General features: G+C 76.6%; 15 protein-coding genes. 7 read left to right on the top strand and 8 right to left on the bottom strand.

Annotated elements, in window-relative coordinates:
- Window positions 1-77: 77 nt before the first annotated feature.
- Both AB0O09_RS24315 and cynR read right to left on the bottom strand, forming a co-directional pair.
- Window positions 78-248: a hydrophobic protein gene (locus AB0O09_RS24315; protein ID WP_344622404.1), complete on the bottom strand. Its 171-nt coding sequence runs from the start codon at window positions 246-248 to the stop codon at window positions 78-80.
- 86 nt (window positions 249-334) lie between these two features.
- Window positions 335-1267: a transcriptional regulator CynR gene (cynR, locus tag AB0O09_RS24310; protein ID WP_363544354.1), complete on the bottom strand. Its 933-nt coding sequence runs from the start codon at window positions 1265-1267 to the stop codon at window positions 335-337.
- A gap of 50 nt (window positions 1268-1317) precedes the next feature.
- On the opposite strand from cynR, the gene AB0O09_RS24305 reads away from it, so the two are divergent.
- Both AB0O09_RS24305 and AB0O09_RS24300 read left to right on the top strand, forming a co-directional pair.
- Window positions 1318-1935, top strand: a complete 618-nt coding sequence (locus tag AB0O09_RS24305) for a carbonic anhydrase (RefSeq protein ID WP_363544353.1) — start codon at window positions 1318-1320, stop codon at window positions 1933-1935.
- A gap of 18 nt (window positions 1936-1953) precedes the next feature.
- Window positions 1954-2748 (top strand): NAD(P)-binding domain-containing protein, encoded by a 795-nt coding sequence (locus tag AB0O09_RS24300; RefSeq protein ID WP_363544386.1) that lies wholly within the window; start codon window positions 1954-1956, stop codon window positions 2746-2748.
- A gap of 130 nt (window positions 2749-2878) precedes the next feature.
- On the opposite strand, the gene AB0O09_RS24295 is transcribed toward AB0O09_RS24300, so the two are convergent.
- Complete coding sequence (locus AB0O09_RS24295; RefSeq protein WP_363544351.1) at window positions 2879-3481, bottom strand: hypothetical protein; 603 nt, start codon at window positions 3479-3481, stop codon at window positions 2879-2881.
- Window positions 3482-3648: 167 nt separating this feature from the next.
- Between AB0O09_RS24295 and AB0O09_RS24290 the strand changes: the two genes are divergently transcribed.
- Both AB0O09_RS24290 and AB0O09_RS24285 read left to right on the top strand, forming a co-directional pair.
- Complete coding sequence (locus AB0O09_RS24290) at window positions 3649-4326, top strand: response regulator transcription factor (RefSeq protein ID WP_363544349.1); 678 nt, start codon at window positions 3649-3651, stop codon at window positions 4324-4326.
- Between the two features lie 58 nt (window positions 4327-4384).
- Window positions 4385-5857, top strand: a complete 1473-nt coding sequence (locus AB0O09_RS24285; RefSeq protein ID WP_363544347.1) for a HAMP domain-containing sensor histidine kinase — start codon at window positions 4385-4387, stop codon at window positions 5855-5857.
- A gap of 48 nt (window positions 5858-5905) precedes the next feature.
- Here the strand turns inward: AB0O09_RS24285 and AB0O09_RS24280 are convergent, their stop codons facing one another.
- Window positions 5906-6835: an NUDIX domain-containing protein gene (locus AB0O09_RS24280; protein ID WP_363544345.1), complete on the bottom strand. Its 930-nt coding sequence runs from the start codon at window positions 6833-6835 to the stop codon at window positions 5906-5908.
- Between the two features lie 490 nt (window positions 6836-7325).
- On the opposite strand from AB0O09_RS24280, the gene AB0O09_RS24275 reads away from it, so the two are divergent.
- Complete coding sequence (locus AB0O09_RS24275; RefSeq protein WP_344622411.1) at window positions 7326-7802, top strand: hypothetical protein; 477 nt, start codon at window positions 7326-7328, stop codon at window positions 7800-7802.
- Window positions 7803-7910: 108 nt separating this feature from the next.
- On the opposite strand, the gene AB0O09_RS24270 is transcribed toward AB0O09_RS24275, so the two are convergent.
- Window positions 7911-9239: a M48 family metallopeptidase gene (locus tag AB0O09_RS24270; protein WP_363544343.1), complete on the bottom strand. Its 1329-nt coding sequence runs from the start codon at window positions 9237-9239 to the stop codon at window positions 7911-7913.
- Window positions 9240-9350: 111 nt separating this feature from the next.
- Window positions 9351-11003, bottom strand: coding sequence for an MFS transporter (locus tag AB0O09_RS24265; protein WP_363544342.1), 1653 nt, complete (start codon window positions 11001-11003; stop codon window positions 9351-9353).
- Window positions 11004-11110: 107 nt separating this feature from the next.
- Here AB0O09_RS24265 and AB0O09_RS24260 point away from each other — a divergent pair, with 107 nt between their 5' ends.
- The gene (locus AB0O09_RS24260) at window positions 11111-11728 is read left to right on the top strand and encodes a TetR/AcrR family transcriptional regulator (protein WP_363544340.1); all 618 of its coding nucleotides are present in this window, start codon (window positions 11111-11113) and stop codon (window positions 11726-11728) included.
- A 144-nt stretch (window positions 11729-11872) separates the two neighbouring features.
- Here AB0O09_RS24260 and AB0O09_RS24255 read toward each other — a convergent pair whose 3' ends face one another.
- Together AB0O09_RS24255 and AB0O09_RS24250 are read right to left on the bottom strand one after the other, a co-directional pair.
- Window positions 11873-12031 (bottom strand): hypothetical protein, encoded by a 159-nt coding sequence (locus tag AB0O09_RS24255; RefSeq protein WP_363544339.1) that lies wholly within the window; start codon window positions 12029-12031, stop codon window positions 11873-11875.
- Between the two features lie 10 nt (window positions 12032-12041).
- Window positions 12042-12956, bottom strand: a complete 915-nt coding sequence (locus tag AB0O09_RS24250; protein ID WP_363544337.1) for a helix-turn-helix transcriptional regulator — start codon at window positions 12954-12956, stop codon at window positions 12042-12044.
- Window positions 12957-13198: 242 nt separating this feature from the next.
- Between AB0O09_RS24250 and AB0O09_RS24245 the strand changes: the two genes are divergently transcribed.
- Window positions 13199-13552 carry a hypothetical protein gene (locus tag AB0O09_RS24245; protein ID WP_363544335.1) on the top strand — a complete coding sequence of 118 codons (354 nt, stop codon included), beginning with the start codon at window positions 13199-13201 and terminating at the stop codon, window positions 13550-13552.
- Window positions 13553-13601: the final 49 nt, after the last annotated feature.

Genomic DNA, 13601 nt, shown 5'->3' with positions numbered 1-13601 from the left:
ACGTGACCGGCCGCACGCACGGCACCGGGCCGGTCGCCGACTCCTCGGCGACCGGCCCGGGTCACGGGCGGCCGGGACTACCAGCGGTACCAGCGGGCCCGCGAACCGCCTGTCGTGGTGCCGCGGGCGACGAAGCCGACCAGCCACACCGCCAGGACGATCACGGCGATCCACCACAGTGCCTTGAGCGCGAACCCCAGGCCGAACAGCAGCAGCGCGAGCAGCAGGACCAGGACGACGGCGAGCATGCGCGTTCTCCTCTCACGGTGACGGACTGTGCACCGCTCCGGCTGCCCCGGCCCGGCCCGATCATGCGTGCCGCGGACCCGCCGCGTCAGTCGGCCGGGTCGCCGCCGCCCGGGACGTGGGCGAGCGCGGCCGCGGTGAAGGCGCGGAGCGCGGCGCTGCGGTAGGCGCTCTCGCGGTGGAGCAGCACGACCGTACGGGTGGGCAGCGGCGGATCGGTGGGCACCTCGGAGAGGTCCGGGTACTGCCGGACGGCCCGGTCCGGCAGCACGCTGGCCAGGGCGCCCGCGGCGACCAGGTCGGCGATCACCGCGATCGAGGCCGCCTCCACCGCGGCCGCCAGCGCGAGGCCGTTCTCGGCGGCGTAGGCGTCCAGGTGGCGCCGGGTGGCGAAACCGCCGCTGAGCAGGGCGAGCGGGTGCCCGGCCAGCTCGGCCGCGGGCAGCGGCTCCCGCCGCCCGGCGAGCGGATGGGCCGGGCCGACGGCCAGCACCAGGCCCTCCGGGAAGAGCGGCTGCGCGGCGATCCCCGGACGGTGGGTGCCGCCGAAGGCGATGCCCAGGTCGAGCGCGTCCTCGGCGAGCTCGGCCTCGATCCGGTCCTGCGGGACCTCCCGGACGTCCAGGACGATCCCCGGGTGCGCGGCGTGGAAGGCCGCGACCAGCGGTCCGGTCAGGTAGGCGCTGAAGGTCGGCGTGGTGGCCAGCCGCAGCGTGCCGCGCGACAGGTCCTGCACGTCCTGCACCGCGCGCTCGGCGGTCGCGAGTTCGCGCAAGGCCAGCCGGGCGTGCCGCAGGTACGCCTCGCCGGCGTCGGTGGGCCGCACCCGCCGGCCGGTGCGGTCGAGCAGCTCCACGCCGAGCGACCGTTCGAGCTGCCGGACCTGGTGCGAGAGCGTCGGCTGGGAGAGGTGCAGGGCCTCGGCGGCCCGGGTGAAGCTCCCGTGCTCCGCCACGGCGAGCAGGTAGCGCAGGTGGCGCAGTTCCATGGCCTGATCATAGATGTGGTCGATGGGAGTCATGGAATCTCCGTCTTGGACGCTATACCCGCTGGTCGGGCAGAGTCGACGCCATGCAGCAGATCACCGACGGGCTGCGGCGCTTCCGCCGCGAGGCCTTTCCCCCGCGGGCCGCGCTCTTCGCGGACCTGGCCGTCCGGCACCGGCCCGGCACGCTCTTCGTCGGATGCTCGGACAGCCGGGTGGTGCCCGAGCTGATCACCCAGAGCGAGCCCGGGGAGCTCTTCGTCGTCCGGACGGCCGGCAACCTGGTGCCCCCGCACCCGGCCGGCGCGGACGGGATCGCCGCCAGCATCGAGTACGCGGTCGGCGTGCTGGGCGTGGGCGACGTCGTGGTCTGCGGGCACTTTGGCTGCGGGGCGATGACCGCGCTCGTCACCGGAGAGGGCCTCGACCGCCTGCCGTCGGTCGCCGCCTGGCTGCGGCACGGTGCGGGCGTCGCCGCCGAGGCGGACCCCGGCGCCGCGGACGCCCCGGTCGAGGACCGGGTGGCCGCCGTGGTGCGGGCCAACGTCGTCGCCCAGCTCGACCGGCTGCGCACCCACCCGGTCGTCGCCGAGGCGCTGGACCGGCGGGCGCTGACCCTGCACGGCTGGGTCTACGACATCGCCTCCGGCACGGTCGAGGCGTACGACCGGGAAACCGGCGGCTTCGCCCCGCTGCCCTGCTGACGGCGGTCGGCCTCATGGCTGAGCGGTCATCAGAACATCACTCCACCGGGTGAATTCCCGGCCCGGCGGCGGTTCCCGGAAATAGCACGGGGATTCGGCCGGTTCGGGTACCACGGGCGGCCGCAGGGCCGCCGGCGTACCGAGGAGGGTGTTATGAAGATCGGCATCATCGGGGCCGGGAACATCGGCGGCAACCTCACCCGTCGGCTCACGGCCCTCGGCCACGAGGTGCGGGTGGCCAACTCGCGCGGCCCGCAGTCGTTGACGGCGCTCGCCGAGGAGACGGGGGCGACTCCCGTCGCGGCGACGGAGGCCGCGCTCGGCGCGCAGGTGGTCGTGGTGACCGTCCCGCTGAAGCGCGTGCCGGACCTGCCGGCCGGGTTGTTCGACGGCGCCGCCGACGGCTTCGTGGTGATCGACACCGGCAACTACTACCCGCAGCAGCGGGACGGCCGGATCGCCGGGATCGAGGACGGGCTGACGGAGAGCCGCTGGACGAGCCGACAGCTCGGCCACCCCGTCGTCAAGGCGTTCAACGGCACCTACGCCCAGGACCTGCTGGACGCGCCGCGCCCCCAGGGCGACCCGGAGCGCATCGCCCTGCCGGTGGCCGGCGACGACCCGGCGGCCAAGGAGCTGGTCCGCGCCCTCATCGACGAGCTCGGCTTCGACACCGTGGACGCCGGCACCATCGACGAGTCCTGGCGCCAGCAGCCCGGCACCCCGGTGTACGGGCTCCGCGGCGGCGTGGCGCAGGTGGAGAAGGCCCTGTCCGAGGCCTCGCCCGAGCGGTCGGCGGCCTTCCGCGGCTGACCGCACGGCGAGGCGACGGCCCGGTACAACGACGGGCCGGACACGACGGGCCGGACACGACGGGCCCGGTACGGCGGCCCGCCCGGAGGGGGCTGCCGCACCGGGCCCGGACGGGCGGTGCGACCGCAGGTCAGCCGGTCGGCCCGTCCACCACGGAGTTGCCGGTCACGGCGCCGCTTGTGCCGTCCACGGTGACCAGGTGCCGGACACCGTCCGTGCCGACCACCACCGCCTGCCAGCTGCGGCCGCCGCCCTGCCGGTCGGCCGGGCGCAGCGACTCGACCTTGCCGCCGGGCACGGCCGCGGCGGCCTTCGCCACCGCGTCGCCCGCGGCGAGCTCGGGCAGCGGTGCGGGGGCGAGGTGCGGTATCGCCCTGCCGTCCGACGGGCCGGCCTCCGCCGGGTCGCCCACCGCCGGGCGGCCCGCCGTCCGCTGCTCGATCACGATCCGCCGCCCGTCCTCACCACGGACGACCCGCTGCTTGCCACCGACGGGCCCGACGGGCTCGCCGTCCCGGAAGGCGACCCGGGAGCCGTGGTGCTCCTCCGCATGGTGGACGGCGGCCGCCGCGGCACCACCCAGCACGACCACGGCCGCACCGACCCCGACCCAGCGGGCCGTCCGCCCGCGCACCCACCGCCCGACGGTCGTCCGCCGACCGCCCGGACCGACCGCCCCCGGCACCTTGCCGGTCTCCGCACCCGGCTCCGCCGGGCCCACAGGCTCGCTCATCGGCCGCTCTCCTCATCGCTCGTCTCCGCACGGTGTCGCCGCACCCCGCGGGCCCTCGCCCGGCCGGTACGGCGGCGGCCAGCATGCGGCACCGTTCCTGAAGCGCCGCTGAAGAACCTGAAGACCCCTTCAGGGAGCCGCCGGGACCACCTGTCACCCTGTAGCGCATGCGGGTACTGGTGGTGGAGGACGAACGGCGGCTGGCCGCGGCGCTGCGGCACGGCCTGACGGCCGAGGGCTTCACGGTGGACGTCGCCCACGACGGCGTCACCGGCCTCGCCCGCGCCGCCGAGCAGCCCTACGACGTGATCGTGCTGGACATCATGCTGCCCGGCCTCAACGGCTACCGGGTCTGCTCGCTGCTGCGCGCCGCCGGCCACGACGCGGGCATCCTCATGCTGACCGCCAAGGACGGCGAGTGGGACGAGGCCGAAGCGCTGGACACCGGCGCCGACGACTTCCTGTCCAAGCCGTTCTCCTACGTCGTCCTGGTCGCCCGGCTGCGGGCCCTCGCCCGGCGCATCGGCAGCCGGGCACCCCGCGCGACCGTCCTCGGCGACCTGGTGGTCGACGCCGCCGGACGCACCTGCACCCGGGCCGGCACCCCCGTCCGGCTCACCGCCCGCGAGTTCGCCGTCCTCGACCACCTCGCCCGGCGGGCCGGCGAGGTGGTGACCAAACGGGAGATCCTCGACGAGGTCTGGGAGTCCGGACCGGACGGCGACCCGAACATCGTCGAGGTCCACATCAGCGCCCTGCGCCGCAAGATCGACACCCCGTTCGGGCGGGCCGCCCTGCAGACCGTGCGGGGCGCCGGCTACCGACTGGCGGCCGACGGTGGCTGAGCCGACGCCCCCGGTGCCGCACACCCCGGTGCCGCAGTCCCGTGTGCCGCACACCCCGGTGCCGCCCACGCAAGTGCCGCAGTCCGCCGGACCGGTGGCCTGCCCCACCCGCCCCCGCCCCCGCAAGCGCCTCCGCGGCCGGGCCGGCCGCCTGGTGGCGCGCCTCGCCCCGCGTTCGGTGCGCGCCCGGACCACCCTCGCCGCCTGCACCACCGTCGGCGCCGCCCTGCTCGTGGCCTCCACCGCACTCCTCGGCCTGCTGCACGCCAACCTCGAACGCAGCGTCGAGAGCGGCGCCCGCGAACAGGCCGTCGCCGTCGCCCGGCTGGCCGCGGACGCCCGGCTCACCCCGCTGCTCCCGCTCGACCACGGCACCGACTTCGTCCAGGTCGTCGACGAGAACGGCCGGGTGCTGGCCGCCAGCCAGAACCTGGCGGGCCGCCCGGCCGTCACCCCCGTCGGCGGTCCCGACGGCCACACCACCTTCGACCTGCGGCCGTTCGGCGAGGAGCACCGGCAGCGGGTCGCCACCATCACCGCCACCACCCCGTCCGGCCCGGTCATCGTGCACGTCGGCTCCTCGCTGCGCACCGTCGACACCGCCCAGCACGTCGCCGCCGGCGCACTCCTCGTCCTCTGCCCGCTGCTGCTGCTCACCGTCGGGGTCCTCACCTGGCGCACCACCGGCCGCGCGCTCGCCCCGGTGGAGGCGATCCGCGCGGGCGTCGCCGCCATCGGCGACCGGCACCTGGACCTCCGGGTCCCCGTGCCGGCCGCCGACGACGAGATCGCCCGGCTGGCGGGCACCATGAACGCCATGCTGGCGCGGCTGGAGGCCGCCGGCGCACGCCAGCGCCGCTTCATCGCGGACGCCTCGCACGAGCTGCGCAGCCCGCTGGCCGTGCTGCGCACCCAGCTGGAGGTCGCGCTGGCCCACCCCGATCCCGAGGTGCGCACCACCCTGCTCGAAGGCGCCCTGGAGGACACCGACCGGCTGCAGGCCCTCGCCACCGACCTGCTGCTGCTGGCCCGGCTCGACTCCGCCGGGCCCGAGCGCGCCGCCGACTCCTTCGACCCCCTCGATCCGGTCGACCTCGCCGAACTGGTGGCGGGCACCGTGCGGGCCCGGGCCGGTGACCGGCACCCCGTCGGCCTCGACCTGCCGGACGGCGTCGCGGTGGTCGGCAGCAGGCTGTGGCTCGGCCGGCTGCTGACCAACCTGCTCGACAACGCGCAGCGGCACGCCGACCGGGACGTCACCGTCCGCGTCCACCGCGAGGACGGCGCCGGGTACGCCGTTCTGGAGGTCGCCAACGACGGCCCCGAGGTCGCACCCGAGGACCGCGAGCGGATCTTCGAACGGTTCACCCGGCTCGACGACGCCCGCAGCCGCGACCACGGCGGCGCCGGACTCGGCCTGCCGATAGCCCGCGACATCGCCCGCCACCACGGCGGCGACCTCACCCTCGCCCCCGCCCCGGGCACCACCGTCTTCCGCACCCGCCTCCCGCTCGCCCCCGCCCGCAGCTGACCCGACCCGGCACACCACCTGCGGCCCGCCGGGCCCGGCCGGACGGGCTCAGGCCCGGCGGGCCGGACGCCCGGCCTCCAGATGGACGACGGTGCCGGCCTCGCGCGCCTGCAGGGCGGCGGACACCCGGGCCCCGAGGAACGGCGGCAGCCGTCGGACGGCTTCCTCCGGAGGCAGCCAGTTCGCCGCCCTGATCTCCCCGTCGGCGAAGACCAGCCCCTCGGCCTGCTCCGGTGTCAGCGGCGCGGTGTCGAAGACGAAGCAGGCCAGTGCCCGGCCGTGCCTGGTCGCGGAGGCCGGCGTGGTGTCCACCACCAGCAGCCGTCCGACGGGCACGTCCAGGGACAGCTCCTCCATCAGCTCCCGTGCGGCGGCCTGCCCCGGGTCCTCGTGCGCCTCGACCATCCCGCCCGGGAGCTCCAGGTGGTCCTTGTAGCCGGGGTGCAGGACGAGCACCCGCCCGGAGGTGTCGGTGACCAGCGCGGTGGCCGCCGCCATCGGCGCCGGCAGCTGGGCGTAGTGGTCGCGCGGCCCTATCGGCGTCCGGTGGCCGTCGCGCAGCACCGCGGTGTGCGCCCCGCGCTGGGCGTCGACCGCGGCCGCGAGCCGCCGTGCCGCCGGTGGCGCGAGCAGGGCCACGGCCTCGTGCTCGGGGCGGAACGCGGCGGTGCTCGGCAGCACCCACCCGTCGCCGTCGACGGCATGCACGGCGTGGAGGAACACCAGACGGGTGCGCCGACCCGCCGCCGGTGACTCGGTGTCCACGGCCAGCAGCCGGCCGGTCTCGGCGGATCCGCCGAACCGCTCCGCGAGGACGCGCAGGAGCGCGAGCGCGGGTTCCTCGTCCGCGACCGGGCCGCCGGGCAGCGCCCAGGTGCCGCCGTCGCCCGCGCGGACGAGCAGGACCTGCCCCCGGTCGTTGCGGATCAGGGCTTCTGCGTGGACGGCGGGCGCGGGGTCGGGGAGGAGCGGGGTCACGGGCGGGTTCTCCAGCGGGTCCGGCGGCGGTTGTCGCCCGGAGCCTGCCCACCGGGCGCCGTCCGCTACGCACAAGCACGCCGTCCGGCCCGGTGGACCGGCAGGTCCCCGCCCCTGCCCGGCTCCGTTCGTGCCCCGTCCCCGTTCGACCGCCCTCGCCGCGGCGCGCGGTGCACGGCGAGGGCGCGGGCCGGGGCGTCGTGCGCCGTTCGTCCGCCCGTCCACTCCTGCATGCTCCTTCCCGCCGGGGTGGGCGCGGCGCGGCGTCCACACACCGGGCGGAGCCGCGTCCCCGTCACCCCGCGGCCCCGGTGCACCGTCGTCCGGTGTGCTCCGTGGGCCGACGTGGCGGTTCGGGGGTGGTCGGCAGCGGCGGCACCCCCCTGGAGCGGCTTCCGCGCGGTCCGGGTGCACCTGTGAGGGCGACGTTGCGCTGCGCAGCCCCGGCGGGATTCACTGGGACCGAACCGACCGACGCCGGAGGACAGCCATGAGCAGCGCCTTCCCGGCCCGCGGCCAGGATCCGGCCGTGTGGGCCGCGGCCGCCGTGCCGGGCCCGCTGATGCGAGCCCTCGACCAGCGGGGCGGCCTGCCGCACACCGTGCGCCAGGACATCGCCCGGCAACTCGCCGAGGGCACGCCGGCCACCCGGTTGCGGGACCGCATGGAGCGCCGCTGGTGGGAGCGGTACGCGCAGCTGACCGCGCCGGAACTGCTGCAGCGGGCCGACGACATCGCCCTCGACCTGGTGGCCGCGCCGACCTGCCCGCTCGGCTGCGAGGACGGCTGGCTGCCGGACGAGTCCCGGGTGTGCCCGTGGTGCCGGCCCAACAACACCGTCATCGACGTGGCCCCGGACGAGGAACCCGCCGGCCGCCGCCTCGAACCCGAGGAGCAGGCCCGCCGAGCGGCCGAGGTCCGCGCGGCGATGCGCGCCGGCCGCCGCTACCCGCGTCCCGCACGGTGAGCCGCTGACGGACGGACCTTCCCGGCCGAGGTGTCGGCGGCCCCGGGCCCGGGTGGCGTGGTCGTGGGCGGGTCAGGGACGGCGGGTCGGCAGCGGCGCGGTCGGTGGTCAGCGGCCGATCTCGAGGTCGGCCGCGACCTTGCGGGCGGCGGGCGCGAGTTCGGCGTCGATCGCGGGCCAGTCCGCCGCATCGGCCCGGAGCCGACCGGCGGCGGGCGGCCGGGCTTCGAGCATGGCGAGCCTCAGGTGGGTCGGCGGGTGCGAGCGGTCGACGGTGCCGAATTCGCGGGCGGAGAGCCTCAGCAGCCGTTCGCGTTCCAGCGCCGGTACGTCGGCGAGCTGGGCCGAGAGCTCCTCCCACGGTCCGGCGGCGGGTGTCGGGTCGGTGCCGGCGCGGCGGGCCCGTCGGGCCCGGTCGGCCCGCATCCGCAGCAGGGTGGTGTCGACCGTCCGCCGGAGCATCAGGGTCCGCAGCAGCCCGAGGCTCGCCCCGGTGCCGGCGAGGTCGGCGGCGAGCCGGTCGGCGCGGTACTCGGCGGCCTGGCCGGTGCGCAGCGTGAGCCGGTCGAGCAGGTCCAGCAGCGCCCGGGCCACGAGGTTGACCGGGCGCAGCAGCAGTTGCAGGAGCGCCGAGGCCGCCAGCTCCACGAAGGTGCCGAAGGACTGCCGGTACAGGGCGGGCCGGGTCAGCTCCTCCCACTCGTCGAGGGCGGCGAGCGCGGACCGCAGCCACAGTCCGCGGCGGCTGTCGGCGTTGACCTGGTGCCCGAGCTCGTGGCCGAGCAGGGCCAGCCGCTGCCCGGGGTCCAGCACCGCCCACAGCGGGAGGCCGAGCCGCAGCACGTGGCGCCGCCGCAGGCCGATCCGTCCGAATCCCGCGTTGAAGTCCTCGGTGACCAGTATGACGTCCACCGGTCTGCCGCCGAGGGCCCGTGCCACCCGGTCGGTCAGGGCGAACAGCCCGGGGGCGTCACCGCGGTACAGCCGGGCGGTGTCGCGCGGCAGCCGTCCGAGTCGCGGGCGGAGCGAGAGGACGAGCGCGGCGGCGAACAGTCCGAGCACCCGCAGGGGCCAGGTGGGGGCCGCGATCAGCAGGCCGGCGGCACAGACGGCCAGGGCGAGGGTGGTGAGGTGGACGGCGCCGGCGAGGGCGTTGGCGCCGAGCCAGGCCGGGTCGCGGACGGCCGGGCGGTCGGCGGCGACCGCCGTGTAGACCCGCTCGACCCGGCCCCGCACGGTGCGGCGGGCTGCCTCCTCCTTGCGCCGGCGGCGGTCGGTGCGCCGCCGTTCGCGGGCGGAGGCGGCCGGGGCGGGCGCGGGGGAGGGGTCGAGGTTCCACTCGCAGGAGGGGCACCAGGAGGTGAAGCGCGGGTCGTCGGCCACCGGGGACGAGCACGCCGGGCAGGCCGCGGGGTCGGCCGCGCGAACTCGGGTCACGCCACATGATCTTGCCACTGAGGCCGCCCGGCGGGAAGGGGCACCACGGCTTCCGGGTGGTTCCGTCCTTCCGCGCACGGGCGGCGCGCTGAGGGTCCGGGCGTGCCGTACTCAGGCGGTCCGCCCGCGGGCCCAGGCGGCGGTGCGGCGCGGCGGGGCGGCCGGGGCGGCCGGGGCCGTCCGTGCCGGGGCGGTGGCACCGCGGTCCGTGGGGCCGGTGCGGTCGCCGTCCGCCGTCCCGTGCCCGCCGGCCGGCCCGCCGGGCCGGACGGGGAGCCGACCGGGCAGCGCCAGTCCGGCGCCGACCGCGCCGACGAGGCAGATCGCCGCGGCCACCAGGCAGGCGAGGTGGAAGGCGTCCATGAAGGAGGTCTGCACGGCGGTCAGCAGGTCGGCCCGGCCGAGGCCCGAGGCCGTGCCGAGTGCGGAGGCGACGGAGTCCTCGGCCGCCGCGGCCGTCCGGGACGGAAGTCCGGAGAAGGCGGTGTCGGCGAGCCGGCTCGCGTAGAGCGAGGTGAAGACGGAGCCGAGGACGGCCACGCCGAGGGTGCCGCCCGCCTCGCGGGTGGCGTCGTTGACGGCGGAGCCGACACCGGCCTTGGCCGGCGGCAGCACGCTCAGGATCGACTCGGTGGCCGGTGCGGTGGTGAGCCCGAGGCCGAGGCCGATCAGCACCATCTGGCCCACGATCCGCTCGTACGACACGAAGGCCGGCGAGGCGGCGATCCAGGCGAAGGAGACGCCCAGCAGGACGAGGCCCGTGGTGACCACGGCGCGGGTGCCGAGCCGGGCGACCAGGGCGACACCGCCGAGCGAGCCGACCGCGATGGTCAGGGCCACCGGCAGGATGCGGACGCCGGTGGAGAGCGTGCCGTACCCGCGGATGAACTGGAAGTACTGGGTCACCAGGAAGATGAAGCCGAAGAGGGCGAAGAACGCGAGGGTGACCGAGCCGCTGGCGGCCGAGAAGGCCGGGGTGCGGAAGAGCGACAGGTCGATCATCGGGTGGGCGCGGCCGCGTTCGATCCGGACGAAGGCCGCGGTGAGCACGGCCGTGGCGGCGAACCCGGCCAGGGTGGCGGGTGCGCCCCAGCCGCGCTCCGGCGCCTCGATGATCGTGTAGACCAGGACGCCGATGGCGGCCGAGGAGGCGGCGAGCCCGGGCAGGTCGAGGCGGGCCGAGCCGGGGTCGCTGGACTCCGGTACCCAGAGCCAGGCGGCGACCAGCGCGAGGAGGGCGACCGGCACCAGCGCGAGGAACACCGAGGGCCAGCCGAAGTGCGCCAGCAGCACGCCGCCGACCACCGGGCCGACCGCGACGCCGAGACCGGTGACGGCACCCCACACGCCGACCGCCTTGGCCCGGGAGCGGCGGTCGGGGAAGGTGTTGGTGATGATCGACAGGGTGGTCGGGAAGATGAGCGCGGCACAGGCGCCCATCGCGAACCGGACCGCCACCAGCGCGCCGGGCGATCCGACGGCACTGCCGACGGTGCTGGTCGCGGCGAACCCGGCGAGTCCGAGCAACAGGGCGGGCCGGCGACCGAACCGGTCGCCGAGCGAGCCGGCGCTGAGCACCAGCGCGGCGAAGGCGAGGTTGTAGCCGTCCACCACCCACTGCAGGTCGCGGGTGGTGGCGTCGAGCTGCCGGCTGAGGTCGGGCAGGGCGACGTTCACGATCGTCGTGTCGAGGTTGATCGCGAACGCCGCGAGACAGACCGTGGCCAGCACGAGGAGACGACGGCGAGGGGTGAGGGCGGGCATCGGTGGCTCCATCCGCCATGCATGTTGACAGTGACAACATGCGGTGATTGACACGTTTCCACCCGAAGTGGACAATGTCAACATCTAGCTGGGAAAGCGGTGAAACCTTGGAGAATCGGACATATCACCACGGAAATCTGCGCGAGGCGCTGATCGACGCCGGAGTGGCCCTCGCCCGCACCGGCGGCCCCTCGGCCGTGGTGCTGCGCGCCGTCAGCCGGGAGGCCGGCGTCTCCCACAACGCCGCCTACCGGCACTTCGCCGACCACCAGGACCTGCTGGCCGCCGTCGCCGTCCGCTGCATGGAGCAGCTGGGCCTGCTGATGGTGCGGCGCACGGCCGAGGTCGCCGACGACGATCCCGTTCCGCGCGCCTGGGCCAGACTGGCGGCCATCGGCCGGGCCTACGTCGACTTCGCCCGCACCGAGCACGGCTGGTTCCGCACCGCCTTCTCCGGCGCCACCGCGCACGGAGCCAAGCACGCCCTGACGGACCCGGAGGCCGGCCGCACCGACCCCTACACCCTGCTCGCCGCCCGCCTCGACGAGCTCGTCCAGGTCGGGGAGCTCCCGCCGGACCGGCGGCCCGGCGCGGAGTACGCGGCCTGGTCCGCCGTGCACGGCCTCTCCGCCCTGCTGGTCGACGGGCCGCTGCGCGACCTCCCGGCCGAGGAGGCCGGATTCGCGGTCGAGACCGTCCTCGCCGCCGTCGCCCGCGGCCTCTGAGCAGCGCCCTGCTCCGCCGTTCCGGGCCGGCTCGTCATCGGGACCTGCGGTCGCGGACCGCTGCCACCGGAGCGGGAGTTCGGGACGGCGGTCGACGCCGTCCCGGCAGCGGCGGCCCGGCAGGTCCGCCGACTCCGCCGGCCGTCAGATCGACAGGACCCCGGGGAACACCCCGTGCCCGACGCCGGGGGCCGTCAGCGCGAACCAGCCGCTCCAGCGCGGCCCGGTCGCGGGCCGCGAGCCCGGCGCGGCCTCCGCCGCCGCGTTCCCGCCGTTGCCGTGCCGTTCCGTCCGGTTCTCCATGATCGAGAGGCTAGTGGGCCCCACTGACGCCCCGTCCGTCCGCTCCGGCGGCCCGCGCCGGGCCGGGGTCTTCCTCGCGGGGTGCCGGGGCGGACCAGGCGAGCAGCATCCGCAGGGCGTCCTCCGACGCGGAGCCCGGTTCGGCGGCGTAGGTGATGAGCGCCTGGTCGGGGTCGTCGGCCGCGCGCAGCGTCTCGTAGGCGAGTTCGAGCTCGCCCACCAGCGGATGGCGGAACCGCTTCGTGCCCGCGGTCTTGTCCCGGACGGGGTGTTCGGCCCACATCCGGCGGAAGTCCTGGCTGCGCATGGACAGTTCACCGATCAGCCGGGCGAGCACCGGGTCGTCGGGGTGCCGTCCCGCCTCCAGGTGGAGGTAGGCGACGTTCTCGCGGGCGCAGTCGGCCCAGTCCGCGAACAGCTCGCGGGACGACGGGGCGAGGAAGGTGATCCGGGCGATGTTCCGCTCGGCCGGGTCGAGCGCGCCGTAGTCCCCGAGCAGGGCGCCTGCGGCCGGGTTCCAGGCCAGCACGTCCATCCGCCGGCCCATCACCAAGGCCGGGAAGTCGTCGAGCCGGTCGAGCATCCGGCGCAGCATCGGCCGGACGAGCTGCGGCCGCGGCGGGTGGCCGGCCGCAGCGCCGCCGCGCCGCGGCCGGGCGAGCTGGTGCAGGTGCCGGGTCTCGTCCTCGTCCAGCCGTAGCGCGCGGGCGAGGGAGTCGAGCACCGAGGCCGACGGGTTGGGCACCCGTCCCTGTTCCATCCGCGTGTAGTAGTCCACGCTGACGCCCGCGAGCAGGGCGATCTCCTCGCGGCGCAGCCCGGCGACCCGGCGGGCGCCCCCGTACTCGGGCAGGGCGACGTCCTGAGGCCGCAGCCGGGCCCGCCGGCTGCGCAGGAACTCGTTGAGGCCGGTCGCAGTGCTCATGCCGCCGATTATGGCCGGGCGGCGGCGGTCGCAGCCTGGCCCTGCGAGGACCAGGCACGGGCCCGCCCCCGACCCGGCGGCGGCCGGGGTGGCCGAGCTGCTGTGGGCGGTGCGGCACCTCACGGCGGACCGGCTCCAGGAGGTCGTCCGTCGCGCGGAGGCGCTGCGGGAGCCCATGGCGGCGCTGCGGTCGCCCTCGGAGGCCCGGCGGGGAGCACAGCCGCCCCGATAGCCTCGGGCCCGTGGCCGCCCTCGTTCCGTACCTGCTGACCGCCGTGGTGCTGGCCGTGCTGATGGGGTGTTTCGGCGGGCTCGCCGTCCTCGTCCGCCGCCGTGGACTCGCCGGCGCGGCCGTCCGGGCCGCCGTCGCGGCCTACGAGGAGGCGTACCACCCGAGCGGGCGCGACACCCATGTCGAGATCCTCGCGCAGGCCGAGCGCCGGGCACCCGTGGCCCTCCCGGGCGCGCCCCGGGGAGACGCCGGGACGGGCACCGGGCCCCTCCGCCCGCAGCCCGGCCGCCCCCGGCGCAGGCCCGGTCGGCTCGCGGCCCTGCTGCGCCGCACCCGCCCGGGCCGCCGCCCCTCCGGCCGCTGACGGGCCGCCACCGAGCCGTCCCACGGGCCGGTCGGCCGCCGTCCGGCCA

It is taken from the genome of Kitasatospora sp. NPDC093679 (assembly GCF_040683455.1).
Classification (GTDB): Bacteria; Actinomycetota; Actinomycetes; order Streptomycetales; family Streptomycetaceae; genus Kitasatospora; species Kitasatospora arboriphila.
The sequence above is the reverse complement of the archived record's forward strand: the minus strand, read 5'-3'. Positions and strand labels throughout refer to the sequence as shown.